Source organism: Telluria sp. ZT3P25 (genome assembly GCF_059685895.1).
Map to the genome: position 1 here is coordinate 182037 of NZ_JCASIJ010000002.1, position 23891 is coordinate 205927.

19 protein-coding genes are annotated in these 23891 nt (G+C 65.8%); 8 read left to right on the plus strand and 11 right to left on the minus strand.

What is annotated here, in order from left to right:
- Positions 1-21: 21 nt before the first annotated feature.
- The 4 genes from AC56LY_RS19320 (at position 22) to AC56LY_RS19335 (ending at position 3666) form a co-directional block, all read left to right on the plus strand.
- The gene (locus tag AC56LY_RS19320) at positions 22-1221 is read left to right on the plus strand and encodes an acetyl-CoA C-acyltransferase (RefSeq protein WP_499582340.1); all 1200 of its coding nucleotides are present in this window, start codon (positions 22-24) and stop codon (positions 1219-1221) included.
- An 85-nt stretch (positions 1222-1306) separates the two neighbouring features.
- Positions 1307-1975, plus strand: a complete 669-nt coding sequence (locus AC56LY_RS19325) for an SDR family oxidoreductase (RefSeq protein WP_499582342.1) — start codon at positions 1307-1309, stop codon at positions 1973-1975.
- Positions 1976-1993: 18 nt separating this feature from the next.
- Positions 1994-3121, plus strand: a complete 1128-nt coding sequence (locus AC56LY_RS19330; RefSeq protein ID WP_499582344.1) for an acyl-CoA dehydrogenase family protein — start codon at positions 1994-1996, stop codon at positions 3119-3121.
- 8 nt (positions 3122-3129) lie between these two features.
- A complete protein-coding gene (locus AC56LY_RS19335) occupies positions 3130-3666 on the plus strand; it encodes a GNAT family N-acetyltransferase (protein WP_499582346.1) in 537 nt (178 codons plus the stop codon).
- A 5-nt stretch (positions 3667-3671) separates the two neighbouring features.
- Here AC56LY_RS19335 and AC56LY_RS19340 read toward each other — a convergent pair whose 3' ends face one another.
- The 3 genes from AC56LY_RS19340 to AC56LY_RS19350 form a co-directional block, all read right to left on the minus strand.
- On the minus strand, positions 3672-4721 hold the full coding sequence (locus AC56LY_RS19340; protein ID WP_499582348.1) for a S66 peptidase family protein: 1050 nt from the start codon (positions 4719-4721) through the stop codon (positions 3672-3674).
- Positions 4722-4964: 243 nt separating this feature from the next.
- The gene (locus AC56LY_RS19345; protein WP_499582349.1) at positions 4965-7820 is read right to left on the minus strand and encodes a TonB-dependent receptor domain-containing protein; all 2856 of its coding nucleotides are present in this window, start codon (positions 7818-7820) and stop codon (positions 4965-4967) included.
- A gap of 212 nt (positions 7821-8032) precedes the next feature.
- The gene (locus AC56LY_RS19350; RefSeq protein WP_499582351.1) at positions 8033-9817 is read right to left on the minus strand and encodes an ABC transporter substrate-binding protein; all 1785 of its coding nucleotides are present in this window, start codon (positions 9815-9817) and stop codon (positions 8033-8035) included.
- 205 nt (positions 9818-10022) lie between these two features.
- Between AC56LY_RS19350 and AC56LY_RS19355 the strand changes: the two genes are divergently transcribed.
- From AC56LY_RS19355 to AC56LY_RS19365, 3 genes are all read left to right on the plus strand, one after another.
- Entirely contained in the window at positions 10023-11261 is a 1239-nt protein-coding gene (locus tag AC56LY_RS19355) for a nucleoside recognition domain-containing protein (protein WP_482896669.1), read from the plus strand.
- Between the two features lie 10 nt (positions 11262-11271).
- Positions 11272-12747 carry a D-alanyl-D-alanine carboxypeptidase/D-alanyl-D-alanine endopeptidase gene (gene dacB, locus AC56LY_RS19360; RefSeq protein ID WP_499582353.1) on the plus strand — a complete coding sequence of 492 codons (1476 nt, stop codon included), beginning with the start codon at positions 11272-11274 and terminating at the stop codon, positions 12745-12747.
- A gap of 236 nt (positions 12748-12983) precedes the next feature.
- Positions 12984-14123, plus strand: a complete 1140-nt coding sequence (locus AC56LY_RS19365; protein ID WP_499582355.1) for a GGDEF domain-containing protein — start codon at positions 12984-12986, stop codon at positions 14121-14123.
- Between the two features lie 3 nt (positions 14124-14126).
- On the opposite strand, the gene AC56LY_RS19370 is transcribed toward AC56LY_RS19365, so the two are convergent.
- The 8 genes from AC56LY_RS19370 to AC56LY_RS19405 form a co-directional block, all read right to left on the minus strand.
- Positions 14127-14738: a M15 family metallopeptidase gene (locus tag AC56LY_RS19370; protein WP_499582357.1), complete on the minus strand. Its 612-nt coding sequence runs from the start codon at positions 14736-14738 to the stop codon at positions 14127-14129.
- A 15-nt stretch (positions 14739-14753) separates the two neighbouring features.
- Positions 14754-15653, minus strand: a complete 900-nt coding sequence (locus tag AC56LY_RS19375; RefSeq protein WP_499582359.1) for a LysR family transcriptional regulator — start codon at positions 15651-15653, stop codon at positions 14754-14756.
- A gap of 23 nt (positions 15654-15676) precedes the next feature.
- Positions 15677-16660 (minus strand): N-acetylmuramoyl-L-alanine amidase, encoded by a 984-nt coding sequence (locus AC56LY_RS19380; protein ID WP_499582361.1) that lies wholly within the window; start codon positions 16658-16660, stop codon positions 15677-15679.
- Entirely contained in the window at positions 16657-17625 is a 969-nt protein-coding gene (locus tag AC56LY_RS19385; RefSeq protein ID WP_499582363.1) for an N-acetylglucosamine kinase, read from the minus strand. Before AC56LY_RS19385 ends, AC56LY_RS19380 begins: the two co-directional genes overlap by 4 nt.
- Positions 17626-17661: 36 nt before the next feature.
- Positions 17662-19251 (minus strand): glycoside hydrolase family 10-like protein, encoded by a 1590-nt coding sequence (locus tag AC56LY_RS19390; RefSeq protein ID WP_499582365.1) that lies wholly within the window; start codon positions 19249-19251, stop codon positions 17662-17664.
- 90 nt (positions 19252-19341) lie between these two features.
- Entirely contained in the window at positions 19342-20607 is a 1266-nt protein-coding gene (locus tag AC56LY_RS19395; protein ID WP_499582367.1) for an MFS transporter, read from the minus strand.
- Between the two features lie 48 nt (positions 20608-20655).
- Positions 20656-21555 carry an N-acetylmuramic acid 6-phosphate etherase gene (gene murQ, locus AC56LY_RS19400; protein ID WP_499583450.1) on the minus strand — a complete coding sequence of 300 codons (900 nt, stop codon included), beginning with the start codon at positions 21553-21555 and terminating at the stop codon, positions 20656-20658.
- A gap of 82 nt (positions 21556-21637) precedes the next feature.
- A complete protein-coding gene (locus AC56LY_RS19405) occupies positions 21638-22378 on the minus strand; it encodes a GntR family transcriptional regulator (RefSeq protein ID WP_183555034.1) in 741 nt (246 codons plus the stop codon).
- A 158-nt stretch (positions 22379-22536) separates the two neighbouring features.
- Here AC56LY_RS19405 and AC56LY_RS19410 point away from each other — a divergent pair, with 158 nt between their 5' ends.
- Entirely contained in the window at positions 22537-23874 is a 1338-nt protein-coding gene (locus tag AC56LY_RS19410) for a serine hydrolase domain-containing protein (protein WP_499582369.1), read from the plus strand.
- Positions 23875-23891: the final 17 nt, after the last annotated feature.

Genomic DNA, 23891 nt, shown 5'->3' on the forward strand with positions numbered 1-23891 from the left:
TCAGATCCGGAGACCCATACCATGAACGATCCAGTCGTTATCGTCGGCGCCGCGCGCACCCCGATGGGCGCCTTCCAGGGCGATTTTTCCAGCAAGACCGCCAGTGACCTGGGCGCCGTCGCGATCCAGGCCGCCGTGCAGCGCGCCGGCGTCGATCCTGCCGCCGTCGAACACGTCTATTTCGGCAACTGCCTGATGGCGGGCCAGGGCCAGGCCCCGGCGCGCCAGGCGCTGCTCAAGGCCGGCCTGCCGATGTCCACGGGCGCCGTGACGCTCTCCAAGATGTGTGGCTCGGCGATGCAGGCAGCCATCTTCGCGCACGACCAGCTGGTGGCCGGCAGCGCCGACGTCGTCGTTGCGGGCGGCATGGAATCGATGACCGGCGCGCCCTACCTGATCCCGAAAGCGCGCGGCGGCTACCGCATCGGCCACGCGCCGATGTTCGACCACATGATGCTCGACGGCCTCGAAGACGCGTACTCGCGCAACGAAAAAACGGGTGAAGGCCGCTCGATGGGCACCTTCGCCGAAGAGTGCGTGGCCAGCTACGGCTTCACGCGCGAAGAGCAGGACAACTTCGCGATTGCCTCGGTCAAGCGCGCACAGGCTGCCGCTACCGACGGCGGTTTTGACTGGGAAATCGCGCCCGTCACCGTCACCAGCCGCGCCGGCGACACCGTCATCGACAAGGACGAAGGCCCGCTCAAGGCCAAGATCGACAAGATCCCGTCATTGAAGCCCGCGTTCAAGAAGGATGGCACCGTCACCGCCGCTTCGTCGTCGTCGATCAACGATGGCGCCGCCGCTCTCGTGATGATGCGCGAATCGACCGCCAAGGAACTCGGCCTGACGCCAATCGCGCGCGTGCTCGGTCACGCCACGCATGCGCAGGAACCGAACCTGTTTACCACCGCCCCGATCGGCGCGATGCAGAAGCTGTTCAAGAAAACCGGCTGGACGGCGGGCGACGTCGACCTGTACGAGATCAACGAAGCCTTTGCTGCCGTGCCGATGGCGGCGATGCGCGACCTGGCCATCCCGCATGAGAAGGTCAATGTGCACGGCGGCGCCTGCGCGCTGGGCCACCCGATTGGCGCCTCCGGTGCGCGCATCGTCGTCACGCTGCTCGGCGCGCTCAAGCGCACCGGCGGCAAGCGCGGTGTGGCAGCGCTGTGCATCGGCGGCGGCGAAGCCACGGCGATGGCGATCGAGCTGGTGTAAGCCCGCCCGCGATGCGCTGCAACGATGAACAAAGCATGCGACTATTGAAGGTCTTGTTCTACCAACCCTTCACAAGGAGCACAGCATGCCCACAGTATTGATCGTCGGCGCCTCGCGCGGCATTGGCCATGAAATGGCCGCCCAATATCGCCAGGATGGCTGGCGCGTCATCGCCACCGCACGCAAGCAGGAAGACTGCGATGGCCTCGTCGCGCTGGGCGCCGAAGCGCACCAGCTCGACGTGCTCGATGCCGAATCGATCGCCGCGCTGGCCTGGCGCCTGGACGACGAAAAGATCGACAGCGCCTGGCTGGTGGCCGGCGTGTATGGCCCGAGTCACGGGAGTTTCCCGACCGGCCCCGAATTCGACGCCGTCATGCACACCAATGTGCTCTCGGCGATGCGCCTGATCCCGATCGTCGCGCCGCTGCTGGCCGACTCAAAAGGCAAGCTGGCGGTGCTCTCGTCGCGCATGGGCTCCATCGGCGAGCGCTCGGGCACCGACGGCACGCTGTACCGCGCCAGCAAGGCGGCACTGAATTCGGTGCTCAAGGACGCCTCGATCACCTACGGCGCGCAAGGCGTGACCTGCATCGCCTTCCATCCGGGCTGGGTCCAGACCGACATGGGCGGCAGCGGCGCAGCGCTCACCGTGCAGGACAGCGTGCGCGATCTGCGCGCCACGCTGGCCAGGGTGGACGCGGGCGCCAATGGCAGTTTCCTGAACCACGACGGCGAGCCGATCGCCTGGTAACACACGATAAGAGACCCCATGATCCTGTCCGACGAACACCAGATGATCCGTGACGCCCTGCGCAGCTTTGCCCAGGAGCGTCTGGCCCCCAACGCCGCGCGCTGGGACCGTGAGCACCACTTCCCGCGCGAAGAATTGGGCGAACTGGCGGCGCTGGGCGCCTTCGGCGTGGCGGTGCCGGAGCAGTATGGCGGCGCCGGCCTGGATTATGTGGCGCTCGCGCTGGTACTGGAAGAAATCGCGGCCGGTGATGGCGGCGTCTCGACCATCATCTCGGTCAACAACTGCCCGGTGTGCAGCATTGCGATGATGTATGCGAGCGAAGCGCAGAAACAGCAGTGGCTGCGCCCCCTGGCGCAGGGTGAGCTGCTAGGCGCGTTCGCGCTGACCGAGCCGCACACCGGCAGCGACGCCGCGGCGCTGCGCACGACCGCCGTGCGCGACAGCGAACACTACGTCATCAACGGCACCAAGCAGTTCATCACCAGCGGCAAGTACGGCGATGTGGCGATCGTCATGGCCGTCACCGACAAGGCGGCCGGCAAGAAAGGCATCAGCGCATTCTGGGTGCCGACCAGCACGCCCGGCTACATCGTGGCCGGCGTCGAACACAAAATGGGCCAGCACTCGTCGGACACCGCGCAGATCGTGTTCGACAATTGCCGCATCCCGCTAGAGAACCTGATCGGCGAAGAAGGCATGGGCTACAAGATCGCGCTGTCGGGCCTGGAGGGCGGGCGCATCGGCATCGCCTCGCAGGCGGTCGGCATGGCGCGCGCCGCGTACGAGGCGGCGCTGGCGTATGCGAAGGACCGCGAGAGCTTCGGCAAGGCGATCTTCGAGCACCAGGCGGTGCAGTTCCGCCTGGCCGAGATGGCGATGAAGATCGAGGCTGCGCGCCAGCTGATCCTGCATGCGGCGTCGATGAAGGATGCCGGCCTGCCGTGCCTGAAAGAAGCGGCAATGGCCAAGCTGTTCGCATCCGAAATGGCCGAGCGCGTGGTGTCCGATGCGATGCAGGTCTTCGGCGGCTACGGCTACGTGGCCGACTTCCCCGTCGAGCGCATCTACCGCGATGTGCGCGTGTGCCAGATCTACGAAGGCACCAGCGACATCCAGAAGATCCTGATCGCCCGCGCATTGTGAACGGGCCCTTGACGCTGCAGGCACTGGTGCCGGAACAGCTGCCGCAGCTGTTCATGTATCTGGACGAGCACCTGCAGGAAAACGGCCGTGGCGCCGTGCCGCTGTTCCAGCCCATCTCGCGCGGGCAGTCGCGCCTTCCGCCCGACAAAGCAGCGTCGTTCGCCGCCAGTTTTACCGTGCCGTTCGGCCAGCCACGCTGGCGTCGCATGTGGCTTGCGCTCGATGCCCGTGGCGCGATCGCCGGGCACGTCGACCTGCGCGCACGGCCCGAAATCGCGGCCGGGCACCGCGCGCTGCTGGGCATGGGCGTGCACCGCGATCACCGCCGCGCGGGCCTGGGCCGCCAGCTGGTCGAGCACGCGCTGGCGTGGGCCAGCGTCACGCCGCCACTCGAATGGATCGACCTGGATGTCCTGTCGGGCAATCTGGTGGCGCGCCGGCTGTACGAGCGCGCCGGGTTCGTCGTCACCGGCGAGGTGCATGACCTGTACCGGATCGATGGCGAGTCGCACGGCTCGGTGACGATGAGCCGGCGCCTTCGCTGACCGCCCTACGACACGGCCGCTTCGAGCAGCGTGATCGTCTGCGCGTGTGTGTCGAGCGTTGCGCGCACGCCCATGGGCAACGTGAACTGGTTGCGGATATGCCCGATCGAATAACCGCTCACTGCCGGAATCACCAGCGGATGCAGGTGCAATGCCAGCGTGCGTTCGAGCGTCAATGACACGTCCTCGTGTTCCGGCCCGCAGTTCTGGCAAATCCCCACCACCAACCCGGCCGCATTGGCAAAGCCCCCGGCCAGGTCGAGCTGCGTCATCCAGCGGTCGATGCGGTACGGCGCCTCGTTGACGTCTTCCAGGAACAGGATGCTGTTGCCGATATCAGCCGCATACGGCGTGCCGGCCAGCGCCGCGACCATCGACAGGTTGCCGCCCATGAGCGGCCCCGTGGCCACGCCGTGCGTGAAGGTATGGATGCCAAAGTGCGGCTCTTGCGCGGCGCGTTCGGCGTTCTCGAGCGACATCGGAATCGTGTAAGTCGCCTGCGGCTCGGTGAGCACCGCCATCATGTGCTGCGTCGCATAATCGGTCAGCGTCGATGAGGCCACCGGCCCATGGAACGTCACGAGGCCAGTCTGTTTAAAGATCGCCAGGTGCAGCGCCGTGATATCGGAATACCCGATCAGCACTTTCGGATTACGGCGGATCAGCGCGACATCCAGGCCAGAGAGCAGCGAGATGCATCCCGAGCCACCGCGAATGGGCCAGATCGCCTTGACCTCGGGATCGGCGAACATCGCATGCAGGTCGGCCAGGCGCTGCTGGACTGAGCCTGCGTAATTACCGAACACCTCGCGCAGATAGGCGCCGGGTTTGACTTTGAAACCCAGCGCCTCGATATTGCGCACGGCCTTCTCGATGGCGGCATCGTTGGTATAGCCGCCCGGCGCAATCAGGCCGACGACATCGCCCCGGCGCAGGCGTGGAGGTTTGATCAGCTTGGGCATGGAACGCGAAGGCACGCGCGCAGCGGCAGCGCCGGACGCGATAGTGGACATGGCAGCGGCGATGGCGCCAAAGCTACGGCGGTTGATCTTCATGCGCGGTAGGCAATCCTGAATGAAAAAGGCCCGGGCACAGCCGGGGTCAGGTCTGACATTCAGACACGACCTCAGCCTTAGCTACTTCCAATGGTGTCTTGTCCAGTATTAGCAGGGCCCGGTTCCAGCCAGTGCCGACTACCCGATTGTCGAGTTCGTGTCCGAATGTCAGACCTGACCCCCGCTTTTCTCTGCGATTGTCGAGCTCGTGTCCGAATGTCAGACCTGACCCCCGCTTTTCGATCAGAAGAACTTGTAGGTCGCCATCATCGTGAACGAACGGCCACGCGGGTCGGCTACACGCGGCTCCCAGCTGCTGCCGGCGCCCGTGTTGCTGTCGTAGGTGATCGCGAACGGTGGATCTTCATCCAGGATGTTCTTGATGCCGGCGGTGAGCGTCAGGTTCTTGAAGCCTGTGTAGTTCGCGGTCAGGTGGAAGATCGAGTAGTCGTCCACCTTGCTGTTGTACTCGGACGGCTTGATGCGGCCGCTGGCCACGCCTGGCAGCACCTGGTCGGTGTAACCCGAGCGGAAGATATTCTGCAGCATGCCGCTCCAGTTGCCGTACTTGTAGGTCACGTAGGCGCTGTGCTTCCACTTCAGGCCCAGGTCACCGGTGTACAGGAAGCGGCCGATTTCGCTCTCGCCGAATTCGGCGTTCTTCGTGGCACGCGACTTCTTCTCGAGCAGGCGCGAACCATCGATGCCGATGCCCCAGATCGAACCGGTGCTGAACTTGCCGGTCATGCGCGCGCCCACTTCGAGGCCGCGCGTGATGCGCTCACCGGCATTGAGCCAGCGCTGGTCGATCTCGGTCAGGTTGCCGGCGGGATCACGAATGAACTGGTCCTGGAACAGGTTGTAGTTCGCGATCATGGTCACCGCGTTGAACGAGTCGATCGTGTTTTCCTTGCGGATTTCCCACAGGTCGGCATTGGCCGAGAAGCCGCCGGCCGGCTCGAACACGACGCCCAGGCTGGCCTGCTTGGCCGTTTCCGGACCCAGCGTGTTCTTGCCGCCGGTGAGAACGACCGGATTGACGGCCTGGCAACCGGCGACTGCGGTGTCGACACGGCCACTCGGGCAGGTAGCCGGATCGGCCAGGTCCTTGCCGACGTACTGGCTCTCGGTCACGCCGTTGAACAGCTGGTTGAACGACGGCGCGCGGAAGCCCTCGTTGTACGAACCGCGGAACATCAGTTGCGGGATCGGCTGGTAGCGGAACGAGACCTTCGGATTGGTCGTCGCGCCAAAGCCCGTGTAATCGTCGCGGCGGATGGCGAAGGTCAGCTCCAGCGCCTGCGTGACCGGCACCAGCATCTCGGCATACACGGCCTTGATGTCGCGGCTCACCTTCGGCAGCGCATTGACGTCATCGAACGGCGCATTGAGGATCGCCGGGCGCGCACTGACGGCGCGCAGGTCGCCATTGAACTTGTATTCTTCGCGGCGCAGGTCGGTGCCCAGGGCCATCATCACGGCGCCGGCCGGCAGCTTGAAGATTTCACCCGACAGCGCAGCGTCGAACTGGCTCAGCGTCGTTTTACCGCCGTACATAACGACGCCTGCAGCCGAGGTGGCGCGGATCGCGTCGATCGCGGCCTGGCTCTGGGTCTGGCCCGGCAGCAGGAACGGATTGACGATGCCCGAGCCGAGCACGTCACCCAGCGCCGCCGTGTAGTTGTAGCCGGTGCCCAGCAGCGACTCCGATTCGCTGTAGGCGCGCGACAGGCCGACACGGTAATCGTAGCGGTTGCCGAACAGAGTCAGCGGTCCATCGGCGCCCACCAGCAGGCGGCTGGCCTTGGTCTCGGTGGTGATCTCGCGGTTGCCGCACTCCATGCAGCGCCAGCGGTAGGCAATCGGCAAGCCGTAGTTGGCCGAGATGCCGGGGAAGGTCTTGACGAGTGCGTTGTAGACGTCGTTGTAGGCAGCGCCCGTGCTTGGGTAGAACGACCTCGCGTTGAAGGTCGATGCCGTTGGCGAAATCTGGTTCGGCGAGAAGCGTTTGGAGACTTCGACACGCGAGGCGACGCCTTCGGCGAACAGTTCGTGCTCGCCGATGCGGAAGGTAGCGCGGCCCAGCGCATTGGTGTTCTTGACCGGCTGCTGCAGTACGGCAGCGCGGCCCGTATCCCAGGCGCAGCCATAGGCGGCGCCCGGCGTGTCCCACAGCTTTTCGTCGTACGCGCCCATGCCGTCGATGCTGTCGCACCCGGCGCCGCCCGGCAGGTCAAGGAGGCTGATGCCGTTGTAGGCGACGCTGCTGCCCGGCAGGGTCGGGCCGGTGCCGGTGCGCGAGAGCAGCGTCGGCGCCAGCGTCGTGGCGAAGATATTGCCGCTCGGCGTACCGCGCGTATCGACCGACACGCCGCGGTTCGGCTGGAAGGTGTTGACGAAATCACGCTGGTTGCCGCGCAGCGCCTTGTTCTCGCTGTGCGAGAGGGTCGCCAGCACGTTCCAGCCCTGGGTGTCCAGATCGCCCCAGCCGCCGGTGAGGCTGGCGCGGCCGATTTCGCCGCCGCTCGCCTCGGCCACGTCGGTGAAGGCTTGCGCTTCCAGGCCCTTGTAGTTCTTGCGCAGGATGAAGTTGATCACGCCGCCGATGGCGTCGGTGCCGTACACGGCCGACGCGCCATCCTTGAGCACTTCGACGCGCTCGACCGCCGCCATCGGGATCGAATTCAGGTCGACCGCCGAGCCCTTCATGCCGTGCGTCGCGACGCGCCGGCCGTTGAGAAGCACCAGCGTCGAATCGGAACCCTGACCGCGCAGGTTGGCGCTCGAGGCGCCGTTGTTGCCGCGCTGGGCGCCCGACGTGACGTCGGCGTTCGAGGCCAGGTTGTCCGAGCCATTGCCATTGATGTTCAGCGTGGCGATGAGCTGCTCGGCCGTGACGATGCCCTGGTCTTCGATCTGCTTGCGCGAAATGATTTCAACCGGCAGCGCGCCCTCCTTGGCGATACGCTTGATGCTCGAGCCGGTGATTTCCACCCGCTGCATCGACGTGTCGGTTTGCGCTTGCGCCACGAGCGGCATGGCAGCAGGGGCAACCGCCCCCATCACGGCAATCAGCTGGGCCAGTTTCTTCAATTTCACGATGTTTCTCCTTGCGTTCCGGGGCGGTCGTCGGCCGGCGCACTGTATTGGACTGCACTGCGCCGACCTGCGTGTCGCATGCCAAGTTGACTCTTGGCATTACGTTATGTTTTCAATTCAGAGTACGCTCACAATTTTGTGACAAGCCAATGAATTATCCGGAGGGGAGTATAACCAGCGGGAATATTTTCTTGCGGAAAAACTAACGGAATCTATCGCTTGCCCCTGACCGAGCGTGCCCTTTGCGCAACATCGATATCGAGGTAGCGCCAGTTCGTGAATTCGACGGGATGGCGTTTGTAGTTTTTCAACCACGGATGCCTCAGATCGCCCGATAGAACATGGGTCAACGGCACCCATGGGTTATACGCATGGAGCAGCTGGTTCATCTCGAAATAGAGTCTGTTTCGCTCTGCACCATCCTGCAGCAAGCGTGCTTTTTCATAGCGCACATTGTATTGAGGCAGGTTGAAGCGCGCGTAGTTGGCCCGGCCTGCATTGGGCCCGTACAACAGCTGATAAAAGTTGTCGCCGTCGGGGAAATCGGCGATCCAGTTACTCTCGAACATCTGCACTGTTCCGAGGCGCGAGGCCTTGATGATCTCCGTCTTCTTGTCCGACTTGAACACGACGCGCACACCGATGGCATTCAGGCATTTTCGCCATAGTTCGTCGCGCAGGCGCCCACCCACGGTCGCTTCGCTGTGCATCTGCAAGGTCAGCGGCTTGCCACCGGGCGCGCGCCGAAAACCGTCCGGGTCGCGCTGGTCATAGCCATGTCGATCGAGCAAGGCATTGGCCAGCGTCGGGTCGTATGGCACCGGACTGCGATAGCGCGGATCGTAGCCGCGCACGTTCGGCGGCAACGGCGACTCGGCCTTGATCGCAAACCCTTTCTTCAGTAACGCAATGTCTTCGGCGCTGTTGTACGCCATTGAGATCGCACGCCGCAATGCAATGCGGTCCTTGCTGTAGCCGCCCACGACCGGGTCGGTCATGTTCATCCACATATAGTAGGTCTGCAGCACCGGAAAGCGCGACAGCACGATCCCGCGCGCGGCCAGCTCGGGTTTCAGGGCGCCGTCGTGCACGACCATTTCGGTCATCGATTCGGGGATCTGCTCCAGGTAATCGTAGTCGGCATTCAAAAAGCCCAGCATGCGGCCCTGGAATTCCTCGGCGATGCGCACCTCGACCCGGTCCACGCGCGGCAGGCGCTTGCCTTCCAATGCGGCGGCAATCGCCCGGTCCTCCGGGTCATCGCCCGGCGTGGCTGCGAACACGGCGGTGGAATCCGGATTGGCCAGCAGCACGATACGGTCGCTGCGCTTCCACTGCCCCAGCATGAACGGCCCGGTGCCGATCGGGTGGTTGCCCGCCTGGCCCGGATACGCTTCGATCACTTCGCGCGCCACCACGCTGCTGGCCGCCGTCGCCAGATAAAACAGGAAATTGTTATCGGGCGCAGCCAGCTGAATGCGCAGCGTGTAGCGGTCCGGCGCCTGCAGGCCGGCCACCGGTACATCCGGGCCGAAGCGCTCGCGCAGCGCGGCGTCGCCCGCGATCTTGCCTTCGAACATATACGCCCAGGGCGACTTGAGTGCCGGGTCATATAAACGCTTGAGGCTGTAGACATAGTCGGCCGCCGTGACTTCGCGCTTGCGGCCCTTGAACGCAGGGTCGGGCGTGAAATGGATGCCGGGGCGGATGCGGAAGGTGTAGGTCAGGCCGTCGCTGCTGACGGCCGGCATGGCCGTGGCCGTGTTGGGGCGCAGGGCGGCCGGGCGCGCCAGGTAGTCGTAGCGCAGCAGCGGATCGAACAGGTTTTCCAGCAGCGACAGCGTGGCGTTGTCGGAGGCCACTGCCGGGTCGAGCCCCGTCTCGCTGGTGGAGAGGAACATGTGCAGGACCTTGTCCTGCTCCTGTGCCTGCACGACCGGGCATGACACAAACAGGGACAGCGACAACAGCGCAGCAGCAGCGGAGCGAAATTTCATGAGGGCAGATCCTTTGGAGCATCCCATAGGGCGTGCCGTATCATAGGCGCGCTGCGCCCTGGCAAGCAACGCTCATAACTTTTGCGCATGGCGCGGCTGCATTCTTTCATCCACGCGGCTTGCCCTTGGCCCCTGTCCGCTGCACAATCGTCCGAACCCGGCGGCAACGCACCTATCAGCATCTATCAGAAACTAGCGGTTATCGATGGCACTCAATTACATCTGGACAGGCTTCTTCCTCGTCGGCTTCCTCGCAGCAATGGCGCAGTGGCTTTTCTTAGGCGACACCGAAATCTTCAAGCGCATCATCGACGGCACCTTCGATTCAGCCAAGATGGCCGTGATGGACATCGCCCTGCCGCTGGCCGGCGTGATGACGTTCTGGCTCGGGATCATGAATGTCGGCGAAAAGGCCGGCGCCATCAACCTGTTCGCGCGCGTGATCGGCCCGTTCTTTTCGCGCATCTTCCCCGGCGTGCCGCGCAACCACCCGGCCAATGGCCACATGGTGATGAACTTCTCGGCCAATATGCTGGGGCTCGATAACGCCGCTACGCCGTTCGGCCTGAAGGCCATGGAAAGCCTGCAGTCGCTCAATCCGAACAAGGACGAAGCCACCGATGCGCAGCTGATGTTTTTGGTGATCCAGACCTCGGGCCTGACGATCATCCCGCTGGCCGTGATGGCCCAGCGCGCGGTACTGGGCGCGGCCAACCCGGCCGACATCTTCATCCCGACGCTGATCGCGACCTACACCGCCACCATCTTCAGCATCATCATGGTGGGCCTGCGCCAGCGCATCAACCTGTTCGATCCGGTGATCTTCGCCTGGATCGGCGGCACCGCGGCGCTGATTGCGTCGATGGTCCTGTCCTTCACCTACTTCCTCGACAAGACACAGATCCAGCTGGTGTCGTCGGTCGCGGCCAACCTGGTGCTGTTTGGCGTCATCGCCGCCTTCATGACCGGGGCGCTGCGCAAGAAGGTCAATGTGTTCGAGGCCTTCATCGAAGGCGCCAAGGGCGGCGTCGAAACGTCCATCAAGATCATCCCCTACCTTGTCGGCATGATCGTGGCGATCAGCGTGGTGCGCAACTCGGGCATCCTGGGCATGGTCACGAGCGGCTTCGCGTGGGTGTTTGCCGCGCTGGGCCTGCAGACCGATTTCGTCGGCGCGCTGCCGACTGCGCTCATGAAATCACTGTCGGGCAGCGGCGCGCGCGCCATGATGATCGATGCGATCAAGACCTATGGCGTCGACTCGTTCGTCGGCCGCCTGGCCAGCATCATGCAGGGCGCGTCGGACACCACGTTCTACATCATCGCGCTGTATTTCGGTTCGGTCGGCATTCGCAAGACGCGCTATGCGGTCAGCTATGGCCTGCTGGCCGATCTGGTCGGCATCATCGCCGCGATCTTCGTGGCCTATCTCTTCTTCGGTTAAGGATTCACGCATGTTCAAACGCGCCACCCTCGTCCTGTCGCTGCTGTGCGCCACGTCGCTCGCCCAGGCCCAGCTACCGGCGCCGGTGGCGCAGCTGATGCAGCAAAGCGGCATCGCACCAGGCGAAGTGGGCCTGCTCGTGCTGCGCGGCGACGCCGCCGTGCTGTCGCACCAGGCGGCGCTGCCGATGCAGCCGGCGTCGACGATCAAGCTGGTGACGACGCTGATCGGCCTTGAGCGGCTTGGCCCCACGTTCCGCGGCCGCACCGAGCTGCGCACGACCGGCGACGTGAAAGACGGTGTGCTGCGCGGCAGCCTGTACGTCAAGGGCGGCGCCGACGCCGACCTGGCCGGCGAACATCTCGAAGCCATGCTGCGCGCGCTGCGCTACCAGGGCATCGAGCGCATCGAGGGCGACCTGGTGCTTGATCGCAGCCTGTTTCAGCCGGCGCGGCCGGATGTCGGCCTGCCGCCGTTCGACGAGTCGCCCGACGCGTATTACAACGTGATTCCCGACGCCCTCCTCCTCAACAAGAACATGCTGCAGCTCGACATGCGCGCGACCGGCGCCACCCTGCAACTGCGCATGTACCCGGAACTCGAACGCGTCTCGGTCACGTCGGCGATGACGCTGGTCGAGCGCGATTGCGCGAAGTGGGAAGACGGCTGGCAGCTGCCCGAAACGCGGCGCGCGCCCGATGGCCGCATTGAGGTGGTCTTGCGTGGCACCTTCCCGAAGAACTGCAACCGCAGCTACAGCGTCAATGTGCTCGACCGCGACGATTACGTGGGCCGCTTCGTGCGCCGCGCCTGGACCGATCTGGGCGGCACGCTCAGCGGCCGCACGATCACCGGCGCCACGCCACTCGATGCGCGCGTGCTGGCCGCGCACGCCGCGCGCGCCTTGCCCGAACTGGTCCGCGACATCAACAAGACGTCCGACAACACGCTGGCGCGCCTGCTGTTTCTGAGCCTGGGCAGCCTGCAGGGCGATCCGGTCGATGGCAGCCTGGCGCTGCCGTCCGGCGAAGTCACCACCTTCGCACGCGCCGACAGCGCCGTGCGCGACTGGCTGCGCGCGCAGCGCATCGACGACACCGGGTTCGTGATCGACAACGGCTCGGGCCTGTCGCGCATCGAGCGCATCAGCGCGCAACAGATGGGCAGCCTGCTGCAGGCGGGGTTGAAGAGTCCATGGGCGCCCGAATTCCAGGCCAGCCTGCCGATCGGCGCGGTCGATGGCACCATGCGCCGGCGCCTGGTCGGCACGCCCGCCGCCGGGCGCGCGCGCCTGAAGACGGGCACGCTGCGCAACGTCACGGCAGTGGCCGGGTACGTCCCGGATGCGAACGGCAACCTGTGCGTGGTGGTGGCGATGGTCAACAGCGAACGGGCCGGCGACGGGCGCGGGCGCGCGGTGCTCGACGCACTGGTCGACTGGGTGGCGCGCTCGGGTACGACGCAGGCGGCAGCGGTGCAGCGCTGAGCAAATTGTCACGGGATTGAACCGGGTTATCTTGCAAAACCAACAAAATAATTAATGAACTGATACATTTTGTTAGTTTCGAGTAAGAAAACCTTGCCACAATGGTCACTCGTCCGACGCCGTCACCGGTGATCGGTCCGGCCGGCGCTGACGCCGGATCATCCCGTCCTGTCCGACTACCGCCGAATGATGAATCGTGTGTCGCAGGCATCGTCACCTGCCGCACTGTTCATCGCATGCACATCCATTACCTGACCGGCGAATTCGCGCGCAGCACCAGCGAAACCGCGTTCCTTTCCAGCCAGATCGACCGCACACGCGCCATGCTCGGCTTCACGCTGATGTTCTGCGTCTTTTTCTTCCTGAGCTTTTTTGCCACGGATATTGCGGTGCTGGGTCTGGATGCAGCACTGCACGACACGCTGCCGGCGCGCCTGCTGGTCGCGGCCAGCGCCGGCACTTGGGCCTGGCTGGCCTATCGCCGTCCGCTGTCGATCCGGGCCATGCGCCTGGCGGCGTCGCTGTCCGAGGGCATCGCGCTAGGCTGCTTCATGGTGGTGGCGCTGGCGCGGCCGCATGAAGTGCACTGGCATGCGATGTCGATGCTGATCATGCTGGTGGTGATCTACCTGTATATCCCGAACCGCCTGGTGTATTCGACCGCGCTCGGCACGGGCGCCTCGATCGTCTTCCTGGCGCTCGTCACGTTCATGCTGCCGCCAAGGCCCGTGTCCGACCTGGTCACGATGGCCATGCTGCTGGTGCTGATCAACACGTTCGGCATCCTGGCGGCGCGCCGCTACAACTGCGTCGCGCGCGAACAGTTCCGGCTGCAGATGACACTCAAGCAGCTGGCCCAGCGCGACCAGCTCACGGGCTGCTACAACCGCCACTACCTGCACGATCATCTGCTGGAGCATGAGCTGCAAAGCGCTCGCCAGCGCCAGCATCCGGTGTCGGTCATCCTGTGCGACATCGATCACTTCAAGCGCATCAACGACACGTTCGGGCACCACGAGGGCGATGCGGTGATCCGCACCTTTGCCAGTTTGCTGCACGGGATGGTGCGCGACGGCGTCGATGCCGTGGTGCGCTACGGCGGCGAGGAATTTTTGCTGGTCTTGCCCGATACCGGCCTGACGCAGGGGGCACGTCTGGCCGAAGACCTGCGCGCGGCGTTCGCGGCAAACCGGGTTGCGCCCGTTACCGATGGCCCCGGGTTGCAGACCACCGCCAGCTTCGGCCTGGTGACGTTCGATTTCGCCCGCGACGACGGGCGCATCACGCTGCCCGACCTGATCCTGGCCGCCGACAAGCTGCTGTACGCAGCCAAGCACAATGGCCGCAACCGGGTCGAAACGATCGCGATGAACTAACGGCTACAGCACGCGCTGAAAGGTGCGCCGTACCAGATCGCGGTCGCCGCAGTCGAAGTGCCACCATTCGGTTTTGATGCCCAGGAAGCCCGCTGCCAGCATCGCCTCGCGCAGCAGGCGCCGGTTGGCCACCTGTGCTTCGGTGAGGCGACCGGCCAGCACAAACCCTTCTTCGAGCGCCGGATGCGACAGCTCGGTCATGTCGTCGAAACCGGTGCCCATGTCCAGTTCATGGCCAGCCGCGTCGATCAGCGTCAGGTCCAGCGCCATGCCGTACGAATGGATCGAGCCGCGCGCCGGATCGGCCAGGTACAGGCGCAGGTCGGTGCCCTCGAGCGCATCCCACAACTGCTGCTGAACGCGCTGCGGCCGCAATGCATCCAGCACCAGCACCGTCAGGTCGGGCCGGCTTGCGGCCAGCCAGGTCACCACGCGCTCGAGCGCTGCGGCTGCCTGCACATGCAGCCAGGCGCAATCGAACGGCGAATACAGATCCCGTCCGACGAAGTTGTTGGGGGTGGCGTAGCGCAGGTCGACCCGGATGCCGGCAATGCTGTCCAGGTGCCGGAATGCCGGGCTGGCGGCAATGTCTTCGCTGGCGATGAACGCGTGCATGGTGCTGAAAGAATCCTAGGCTGGTTCGAGACAGGCGCGCGCGGTCACGCCGATGCAGTTGGCCAGCTCGCGCGCGCCATGCGACAGCGGCGCGTGGCTGGCCGTGAGCAGGTACAGGTGCACGGGAATCGACGGCGACCACTGACGGCACTGCACCTGGTTCGCTGCCGCCGAAGCGGCCGTGAACGGATCGACCACCGCAGTGCCGGCGCCAGCTTCGACCAGCGAACGGGCAATCTGGTACGTCTGCACCACGGTGCGAAACACCGGTTGCACGCCCTGCGCTTCGAAGGCCGCCATCACCATCTCGCCAAGTGGATCGCGATCGGCCATGCCGATCAGTTCACCCGTCAAACCATCGGCCGCAATCGGCGTGCAGCATTCGGCGTCGCTCCAGGTGCCGCGCGGCGCCATCACCGTCAACAGGCCGTGCGCGATCGGCTCGGCCACGATGCCGGGATGGCGCGGGTCCTGCAGCGACAGGCCGACATCGGCTTCGCCCAGGCGCAGTGCATTGACGATTTCGCTCGTGTGGTGCGTGGCCAGCTCGCAGCGTGTTTCGGGAAAGGCGCGGCGCCAGGCAGTCATCCCGGCCGGCAGCACGCTCACGGCAATGGTCGGCGTGGACACCAGGCGCACGGTTTCCACCGCGCGCCCCTTCAGGCTCGCGGCCAGGCGGCGGATGCCCTGCAGGTCGCGGTGGAGCTTTTCGGTTTCGACGAACAGGCGGTGCGCTTCCGGCCTGGGATACAGCTTGCCGCGCACGCGCTCGAACAGCGGCATGCCAAGCTGCAGCTCGGCGTGCTGCAGCACCTTCGTCACGGCCGGCTGCGAGATATGCAGCACCTGGGCGGCGCCACTGATGGTGCCAACCTGCATGATGGCGTGGAATACTTCGATATGGCGCAGACGCATCGCTTATCCCCCGATTGCCGCCATCATGGCGTGGTGATGACCGGCGTGGCCGGGGCCGGGGCGGTTTCCGGCGTCGGCTCGACCGGCAGCACAGGCGTTGGCTCGGGCAAGGTCGGCGTCGGCGTTGGCGTCGACATTGGCGCTGGCGCTGGCATCGCGGTCGGTGCAGCGGGCGCCACGGGCGCCAGTGCGGCCGGCACCACCGGTGGCGGCGTGTTCGCCGGCGTCGTCAGCACTTCGAGCAGCGCCGCCGTCTCAGCATCGGCAACGCCCGAGATATCGCGCGGACGGTACTTCATCTGGAACGCCGCCAGCGTGGTGCGGGTCGCTTCGTCGTACATGCCGCTCTGCACCAGGCCGAAGCCGTGCATGGCCAGCTTGCGCTGGAACCAGGCGACGTCCGGCAGCAGGGCCTCGAAGGCCGGGCGCACGGCGGCGACGCGGTTCGCGTCCGGCCACAGCACCAGGCCTTCCTGCGCCAGGCGCTGCCACGGGAACTGCGGCCCCGGATCCTGCTTGCGAAGCGGCGCGATATCGCTGTGACCGAGCACGTTCTCGGGCGCGATGCCGTGGCGCGCCACGATGTCCTTCACCAGCGGCAGCAGCGCATCCATCTGCGCCTGCGGGAACGGTGCGTAGACGCGGCCCTGCGGCGTGTCCTTCCAGCCGGCGTTGACGATTTCGATGCCGATCGAGCTGTTGTTCAGTTGCGTGAAGTTCTTCCAGCTCGAATTGCCCGCATGCCAGGCGGCGCGGTTCTCGTCGACCAGGCGGTAGATCTTCGGCTGCACTTCGTCGGTCAGCAGGTAGTGCGAGCTGACCTGCTGCTGCGTCAGGATCTTGATCGAGGCCGGCGTGTTGGCCACCGTGTAGTGCAGCACCAGAAAGCGCGCGCGGCTCGACTGGCCGACGGCATCGTAGGTGGTGTCGTACTTCGGCGTGGTCGGAGCGGTAGTGGTACAACCTGCCAGCACGGCCAGGGCGAGAGCGGCAAAGATCGATTTCATGGGGATTCCTCGTTGATGTTCTTGTGGGTTGCGCGCGCCGGTGGCGTGACGGCCGGCTGCAATGCCAGCCGCGCGGCGCCGTGATGGGCGCGCAGGCCGGTCTGCGTGAGTACCATGCCGGCCGGCAGCGCGGCGCGCATCGTCTCGATGATGAGGGGGTGCAGTTCGCTCGCGCGGCCGGCCAGCACCACCGGGCGCGGGCCGAAACGGCGCGTGAGCGCCAGCGCCAGGCGCGCCAGTTCCAGGCCCGCTTCGCTCAGGATCGTGGCAGCGGCCGGATCGCGCTCCGCGCTGGCGGCAACGGCCAGCGCCAGCTTGCCGATTGCACCGCGCTCACCCTGATAGATGAACTGGCGCGACACATTCCAGTCGGCGCCGCCGATGTGCTCGAACACGGCCTGCGCCAGTGGCGAATCGCGCCAGCAGCCGGGTTGCTCGTCTTCGTTGCGCCAGATGTGGCGCAGCGCTTCGCGCGCGATCCAGAAGCCCCCGCCGCCATCGTCGAGCAGCACGCCGCGTCCGCCGGCGCGGTGGAACACGTGGTCGGCATCAATGTAGGCGCCGATCGAGCCGGTGCCCGCATACACGAGGTAGCCGGCGCCGGGCGCGAAATTGGCGCGGTACGCCAGTTCGATATCGTTGGACAGCGTGACGGCGCTGGGCGCGACGCCCAGCAACTGGGCCAGCCACGATTGCAGCAGTTCGTCGTCGCCGCCGAACCCCGTCAGGCCGGCCTGGATGCGCAGCGGGCTGGCATGTGCAAGCACCGCCGCCGCCAGTTCTTCGAGGCTGGCGCGCACCGCTGCGCGCCCGTCGGACGTGGCCATCTGCAGCGCCGACAGGCCCGCGACCACACCGTCGGCCAGGATGGCGCCGCCGGGGGCTGCGAGCGCCCAGCGCGTCTCGGTGCCGCCGGCGTCGATCCCCAGGCCAAACCCGCTCACGTTGTCACGATCAGATGACATCACAAAATCCGCCCATAAAACCCGATGCTACCTGCATTACGATTTGCCCCATACCCGCACGCGTGCGCCCTCGTTGCCCAGGCGGTCGACTGCGCTGACCACCACGATCTCGGCCGCGCCCAGCGTCGCGTCATCCGGCACCGACCAGGCCACGCGCACCGCCGGGACCACGGCGAAGCGCCATTGCCCGCCATGGCGCGACCAGACCGCGTACAGCGCATTGGCCTTGCCCGCCTTGAGCGTCAGGTCGACCGAGCGCGCGCGGCGCGAAGCCCCCACCAGCGGCGTACCGGGCCGCTCGTTGCCCAGCCACGTCGTCGCCGGTACCAGTGCCTGCCCGGCGTAGCGGGTCGTGCGCAGCTGGTCGGCAATGCCTTTGCGGTTCTGCATCAGGGCTACCATGCTGAAGTGGACGTGGCCAGTTGACAGCGGCCGCGTACGGGTCACGTCGACCTGGGCCAGCACCTCCTGCGGTTCGTAGGCCTTGGTCGCGGCGCCGATGCGGCTGGTGAACAGGCCCGGCCAGATGTGGCGGCGCTGCGGATTTTGCCTGATCCAGTAATCGAGCAGCACGTCGTAGGCCTGGCCCGGTGGCTTGATCGGCCAGTACAGCTGCGGCACGAAGTAATCGACCCAGCCTTTCTCGAGCCACAGCTCGGCGTCGGCATACAGCTTGTCGTACTGCGAAAAACCGTTGATGCCGGGCGGGCGGCGGTCCGGGCGGCCCAGGCCGAACGGGCTGATGCCGAAGCGCACCCAGCTCTTTTCGGCGTGGATCCCCTTGTACATCGCTTCGATCAGGCGGTTGACGTTGTCGCGGCGCCAGTTGGCGCGATCGAGCTGGCCACCGCCGGCCAGGTAGCGGTGCCAGGCCGGATCGTCCGGGAAGTCCAGTTCGCGCGTGCCGGTGCGCCCGTCAAGGGCTGCGGCGTTGCCGGCCACCTGCGGCGCGGCATCGATCGGGTACGGATAAAAATAATCGTCGATGTGCACGCCGTCGATGTCGTAGCGGCGCACGACGTCGAGGATCACGTCGAGCGTCTGCTTGACGGCGGCCGGCTCGCCCGGGTCCATCCACATGAATTTGCCGTAGCGTTTGACGATGGCCGGATTGGTGTTGGTGATGTGGTTCGGCGCCGACTGGCCGCGCGAGGCGTCCATGCGCGCGCGGTAGGGATTGAACCAGGCGTGCAGCTCGATGCCGCGCGCATGCGCCTCGGTGATCCAGTACGCGAGCGGATCGTAGAACGGCTGCGGCGCCTTGCCCTGGATGCCGCTCAGGTATTCGGTCCAGGGCTCGAGGTTCGACGGATAGATGGTGTCGGCGGCCGGACGCACCTGCAGCACGATCGCGTTCAGGTTCATGGCCTTGGCGCGGTCGAGGATGGCGAGCACTTCCTGCTGCTGCTTGGCGGCGCTCAGGTTCGGTCGGCTGGGCCAGTCGATATTGGCGACGGTGGACACCCAGGCGGCGCGAAACTCGCGCGGCGCAGCGGGCGGCTCATTACCACCTATGAAAGCAGTGGCGCCCGGTTTGGTGGGCTTGGTGCCGCAGGCGGCCAGGCCCAGGGCGACGGCGCTGGCCATGCCGAGCGTGAAAGTACGTTTGTTCAGGTTGGGAAGCAAAAAAAGAACTCCTTGATGTTGCTGTACCGGAGGTTGATGCTCCGCGCCGGCGCCACATCGGGCGCGGCAGCGCGGGCGTCAGCCGTCCGCTTATTTTTTTCCGAATTCCGGATCGATCTTGACGAGCGCCGCCACGATGAAGGCGGGGATGGTCGCAAGACAGGTCCAGATGAAGAAGTGCTGGTAGCCGAGGTATTCCTGCAGGTCGCCGCTCCACATGCCGGGCACCATCATCCCGAGTGCCATCAGGCCCGTGCAGATCGCATAGTGCGCGGTCTTGTTCGGGCCATCGGCCACCATGATCATGTACATCATCATTGCGGTAAAGCCGAAACCGTAGCCGAACTGCTCGAGCGCGAGGAAGGCGGAGACAATCATCAGATCGGTCGGCTGGGTTTGCGACAGGTAGACAAAGACCACGTCAGGCAAGTGGATCGCAAACACCATCAGCCACAGGCAGCGCTTGAGGCCCACGCGCGAAATCAGCCAGCCGCCGGCCAGGCCGCCCAGCGTCAGCGCGATGATGCCGACCGTGCCATAGGCGATGCCATATTCGGCGGTCGTCAAACCCAGGCCGCCGGCGCTGATGGGGTCTTTCAAAAATGGCGCCACGAGTTTGAGCAGCTGCGCTTCACCGAGGCGGAACGTGAGGATGAACGCGACGATCATCCAGATATCGCGCTTCTTGAAAAAGGCGACGAAGGTGCCAACGAAGTCGCGCAGCGGGTTGTCGCTCTTGGCGACAGCGTGGTCGTCGGCCGGCACGGGCAGCGCCCACTGGTGCCACGCAAAGGCGGCGAAGAACAGGCCGGCCAGCACGTAGAACACGATCGACCAGGCCTGGCGCACGTCGCCCAGGCTCACGGCCAGGTAACCGGCCAGCACCACGAGCGGGCCTTGCCCGAACAGCGTGGCCAGGCGGTAGAAGGTGCTGCGCACGCCGACGAACGCCGCCTGCTGCTTCTGGCGCAGGCCCAGCATGTAGAAGCCGTCAGCCGAGATGTCGTGGGTGGCGGAGCTGAACGCCATGATCCACAGGACGGCCAGGCTGACAACGAAGAAGGTGGGCAGGTGCAGCACGGTGCCCACCGCAATGAGCGAGGCGCCGACGGCCAGTTGCAGCAGCACCGTCCAGCGCCGCTTGGTGCCGAACATGTCGACGATCGGTGACCACAGCGGCTTGATCACCCACGGCAGGTACAGCAGGCTCGTATAGAAGGCGATGTCGGAGTTCGAAATCCCCATGTCCTTGTACATGATGACCGACAGGCTCATCACGACGACATACGGAATCGCCTGGGCAAAGTACAGGGACGGCACCCACAGCCACGGGCTGTTCGCTTGCGGTTTTTGCATGACTCTTTCGTGCGCCGTGCAGGCCGGTGCTGCTGAAAGGGCGCGTGCTTACGCGAGCGCCTGGCGCACGCTGCCGCGCGCCGCTTCCAGCAGCGCTTGCGCCTGCTCGACACTGGTTTGTTTGGACAAGGCCACGATCGCGGTCTTGACGTGGAAACCGCATTGTTCCAGCACCGCCTGCGCGGCCGCCTCGTCGGCACCGGTGGCAAAGCTCGTCAGGCGGATTGCACGTCGTACCAGTTTGGCATTGGTGGCCTTCAAGTCTACCATCAGGTTGCCGTAAACCTTGTTCAAACGCACCATCAGGGCGCTGGAAAAGGTGTTCAGCGCGATCTTTTGCGAGGTGCCCGCTTTCAGGCGCGTACTGCCCGAAATGACTTCGGCACCCGTGTCGAGCGTGATGCCGATCTCGGCCTGCGTGACCACCGGTGCGTCCGGGTTGTTGGCAAAGCCCACCGTCAGCGCGCCGGCGGCGCGGGCGGCGCGGAGCGCGCCCAGCACGTACGGCGTGGCGCCCGACGCCGCCAGCGCCAGCACGACGTCATTCGGGCCCACGTTCACCCCCGCGATATCCGCCGCGCCCTGCTCCAGATCGTCTTCGGCGCCTTCGACTGCAGCGAACATCGCGCCGTGGCCGCCGGCCAGCAGCGCCACCGCGCGTTCGTTCGGCCAGGAAAAGGTGGGGTACAGCTCGACGCTGTCGAGCACGCCGAGGCGGCCCGAGGTGCCGGCGCCGACATAGATCAGGCGCCCGCCTGCTTCCATGCGCGGCACTGCGGCAGCCACGGCAGCGGCGATGCGCGGCCCGGCCTTGCGTACGGCGTCCACTGCATGGAACTGGTCATCAACGAGGGCATTGACCAGTTCCGTCGTCGGGTACTGGTCGAGCGCGGTGTGCGCCAGGGAGGGGGTTTCGGTATTGAGCATCGCTGTCTCGCACCTGCACAGTTTGGTTAAAACCAGTGTAATACCACTTTGACAAGCGCTTCCATGAAAGGATCGGGCGCCGTCATGCCGCCAGGTTATGCATTCAGGCTTGCCGGCGCAGCTCGGCCACGAAATCGTAATGGTCGCTGCGGCAGTAGGAATGGGTCAGTTCGACCGGCTGGCCCGATTCGAGATACCCCACGCGGGTGATGAACAGCACCGCGCGGCCTTCGGGCACCTCTAGGCGCGTGGCCAGTTCAAGGTCGGCATTCATCGCGCGGATGTGCTGCAGCGCGCGCACCGGCAGGTGGCCGCTCTTGGACAGATGCGCGTACAGCGACGCGGCCACCAGCTCAGGGCGCGGCAGCACGGCGGCCGGGATCACGCTCACTTCGTAGGCCATGACGATGTCGTCGGCAAAGCGCAGGCGCTCCAGACGCGCCACACGCGCGCCGGGCGACAGGCCGAGCGAGAGCTGCTCGTCGGCGTCGGCAAGCATCGTGTCACGCCGCAACCATTGCGAGCGCGGGGTATAGCCGCGCTGCTGCAGTTGCTCGGAAAAGCTCGACAACGTCGACAGCGGCTGCTCGATGCGCGGCGCGATGTAGTTGCCCGAACCGCGCCGGCGCACCACCAGGCCCTGGTCGACCAGCTGGTCGATTGCCTTGCGCGCCGTGACGCGCGAGACGTCGAGCTGCTCGGACAGCATGCGCTCGGACGGCAGCGCCTGATCGGCCTGGTAACGGCCATCGCGCACGTCCTGCGCCAGCTTGCGCGCAAGCTGCTTGTAGAGCGGCGAATTGTCGTCGTGGTCGACCTGGAATCCGGGGCTGGGGCTGTTCATGGCGTCGTGGCGAAGGGGGCTGGCATACCATGGAAGCATACCACTTGCGACCAATGCAAAACGGTTATGCCCTGCGCACGGGTATTCATTGGTCAAGGGTTTCGCGCAGTCCGTATGCTGGACCGATAGTCACAATCACGCAACGCCAAGGGACGAACATGAATCACGGCAGGCGCACCCTGCTCGGCATGGCCATGCTGGGAACGATGGGACCATTATTTGCAGCGATGCCAACAGGCGGTGGCGCGGCGGGCACGGGCGGCGCCCTGCAGCGACAGCTCGACGCCGAACTGGCGGCCATCGCCGACGATCCGGCCTGCCCGCTGGCCAGCCTGTCGGTGCTGGCGCTGCGCGCCGGGCAGCCGGTGTACGAAGGCGCGTTCGGGCGGCGCACGATCGGCAACGGCGTGTTCCCCGACCGCCCTGCCACACCGGCGACGCTGTACCGGATTGCGTCGATCTCGAAACTCGTTACCACGCTCGGGCTGATGCGGCTGCTGGAAGCCGGCCGCGTCGACCTGGACGCCGACGTCTCGGGCTACCTCGGCTTCACGCTGCGCAATCCCCATTTCCCGACGCAGGCCATCACGCTGCGCCAACTGCTCGTGCACACGTCGTCGCTGCGCGACGATGCCGGCTACTTCTGGCCGGCCACGACGGCGCTGAAGGCCGTCGTCACGCCGGCTGCGCAGCCGATGTGGTCAAGCCTGGCCGGGCCGGGCGCCTACTACACCTACTGCAACCTGGGATTCGGACTCATCGGCACGATCATGGAGCGCGTCACGGGCGAGCGGTTCGACCTGCTGATGACGCGCCTGGTGCTGCAGCCGCTCGGGCTGCAGGCCGGCTACAACCCGGCCGGGTTGCCGAAGGCAGCACAGGACAATATCGCCACCATCTACCGCAAGCGTGCCGTCGACAGCGAGGTCTGGGCGCCGAACGGCCCGTGGATCGCCCAGGCCGACGATGTCGGCGCGCGGCCACCGGTGCCGCCGCCCGGCCTGGACGGCTACGTCCCGGGCACCAACGCGACGCCGTTCAGCCCGACCGGCGGCTTGCGCATCGCCGCGCGCGACCTGGGCGTCATCATGCGCATGCTGATGGCTGGCGGCCTGCATAGCGGCGCGCGCCTGCTGCAGGGCGCGACGCTCGAACGTATGTTCGTTCGCCACTGGTCGTACGACGGCGTGGGGGGCAATGGCAATCCGCTGGGCAGCATCCTCAGTCCGCGCGGATTCGGCAACGCGCACTATCCGGACCGCCCCGGCCTGCGGCTGGCGCCCGGCTTCGATGCGGTGGGCCACCTGGGCGACGCCTACGGGCTGCGCTCCGTGTTCGCCATGGACCGCGCACGGGGCCACGGCGTGATCGTGCTGGCCGGCGGCACCGGAACCGACCCGGCAGCCATGCCGGGGCGCGAGACGGCACTGGCGCGCTATGAAGAGCGCATCGTGGCCGCCTTGCACCGCCGCGCGATCCTCGGCCTGGCGGATTGACTGGCATGCGGGCGCGT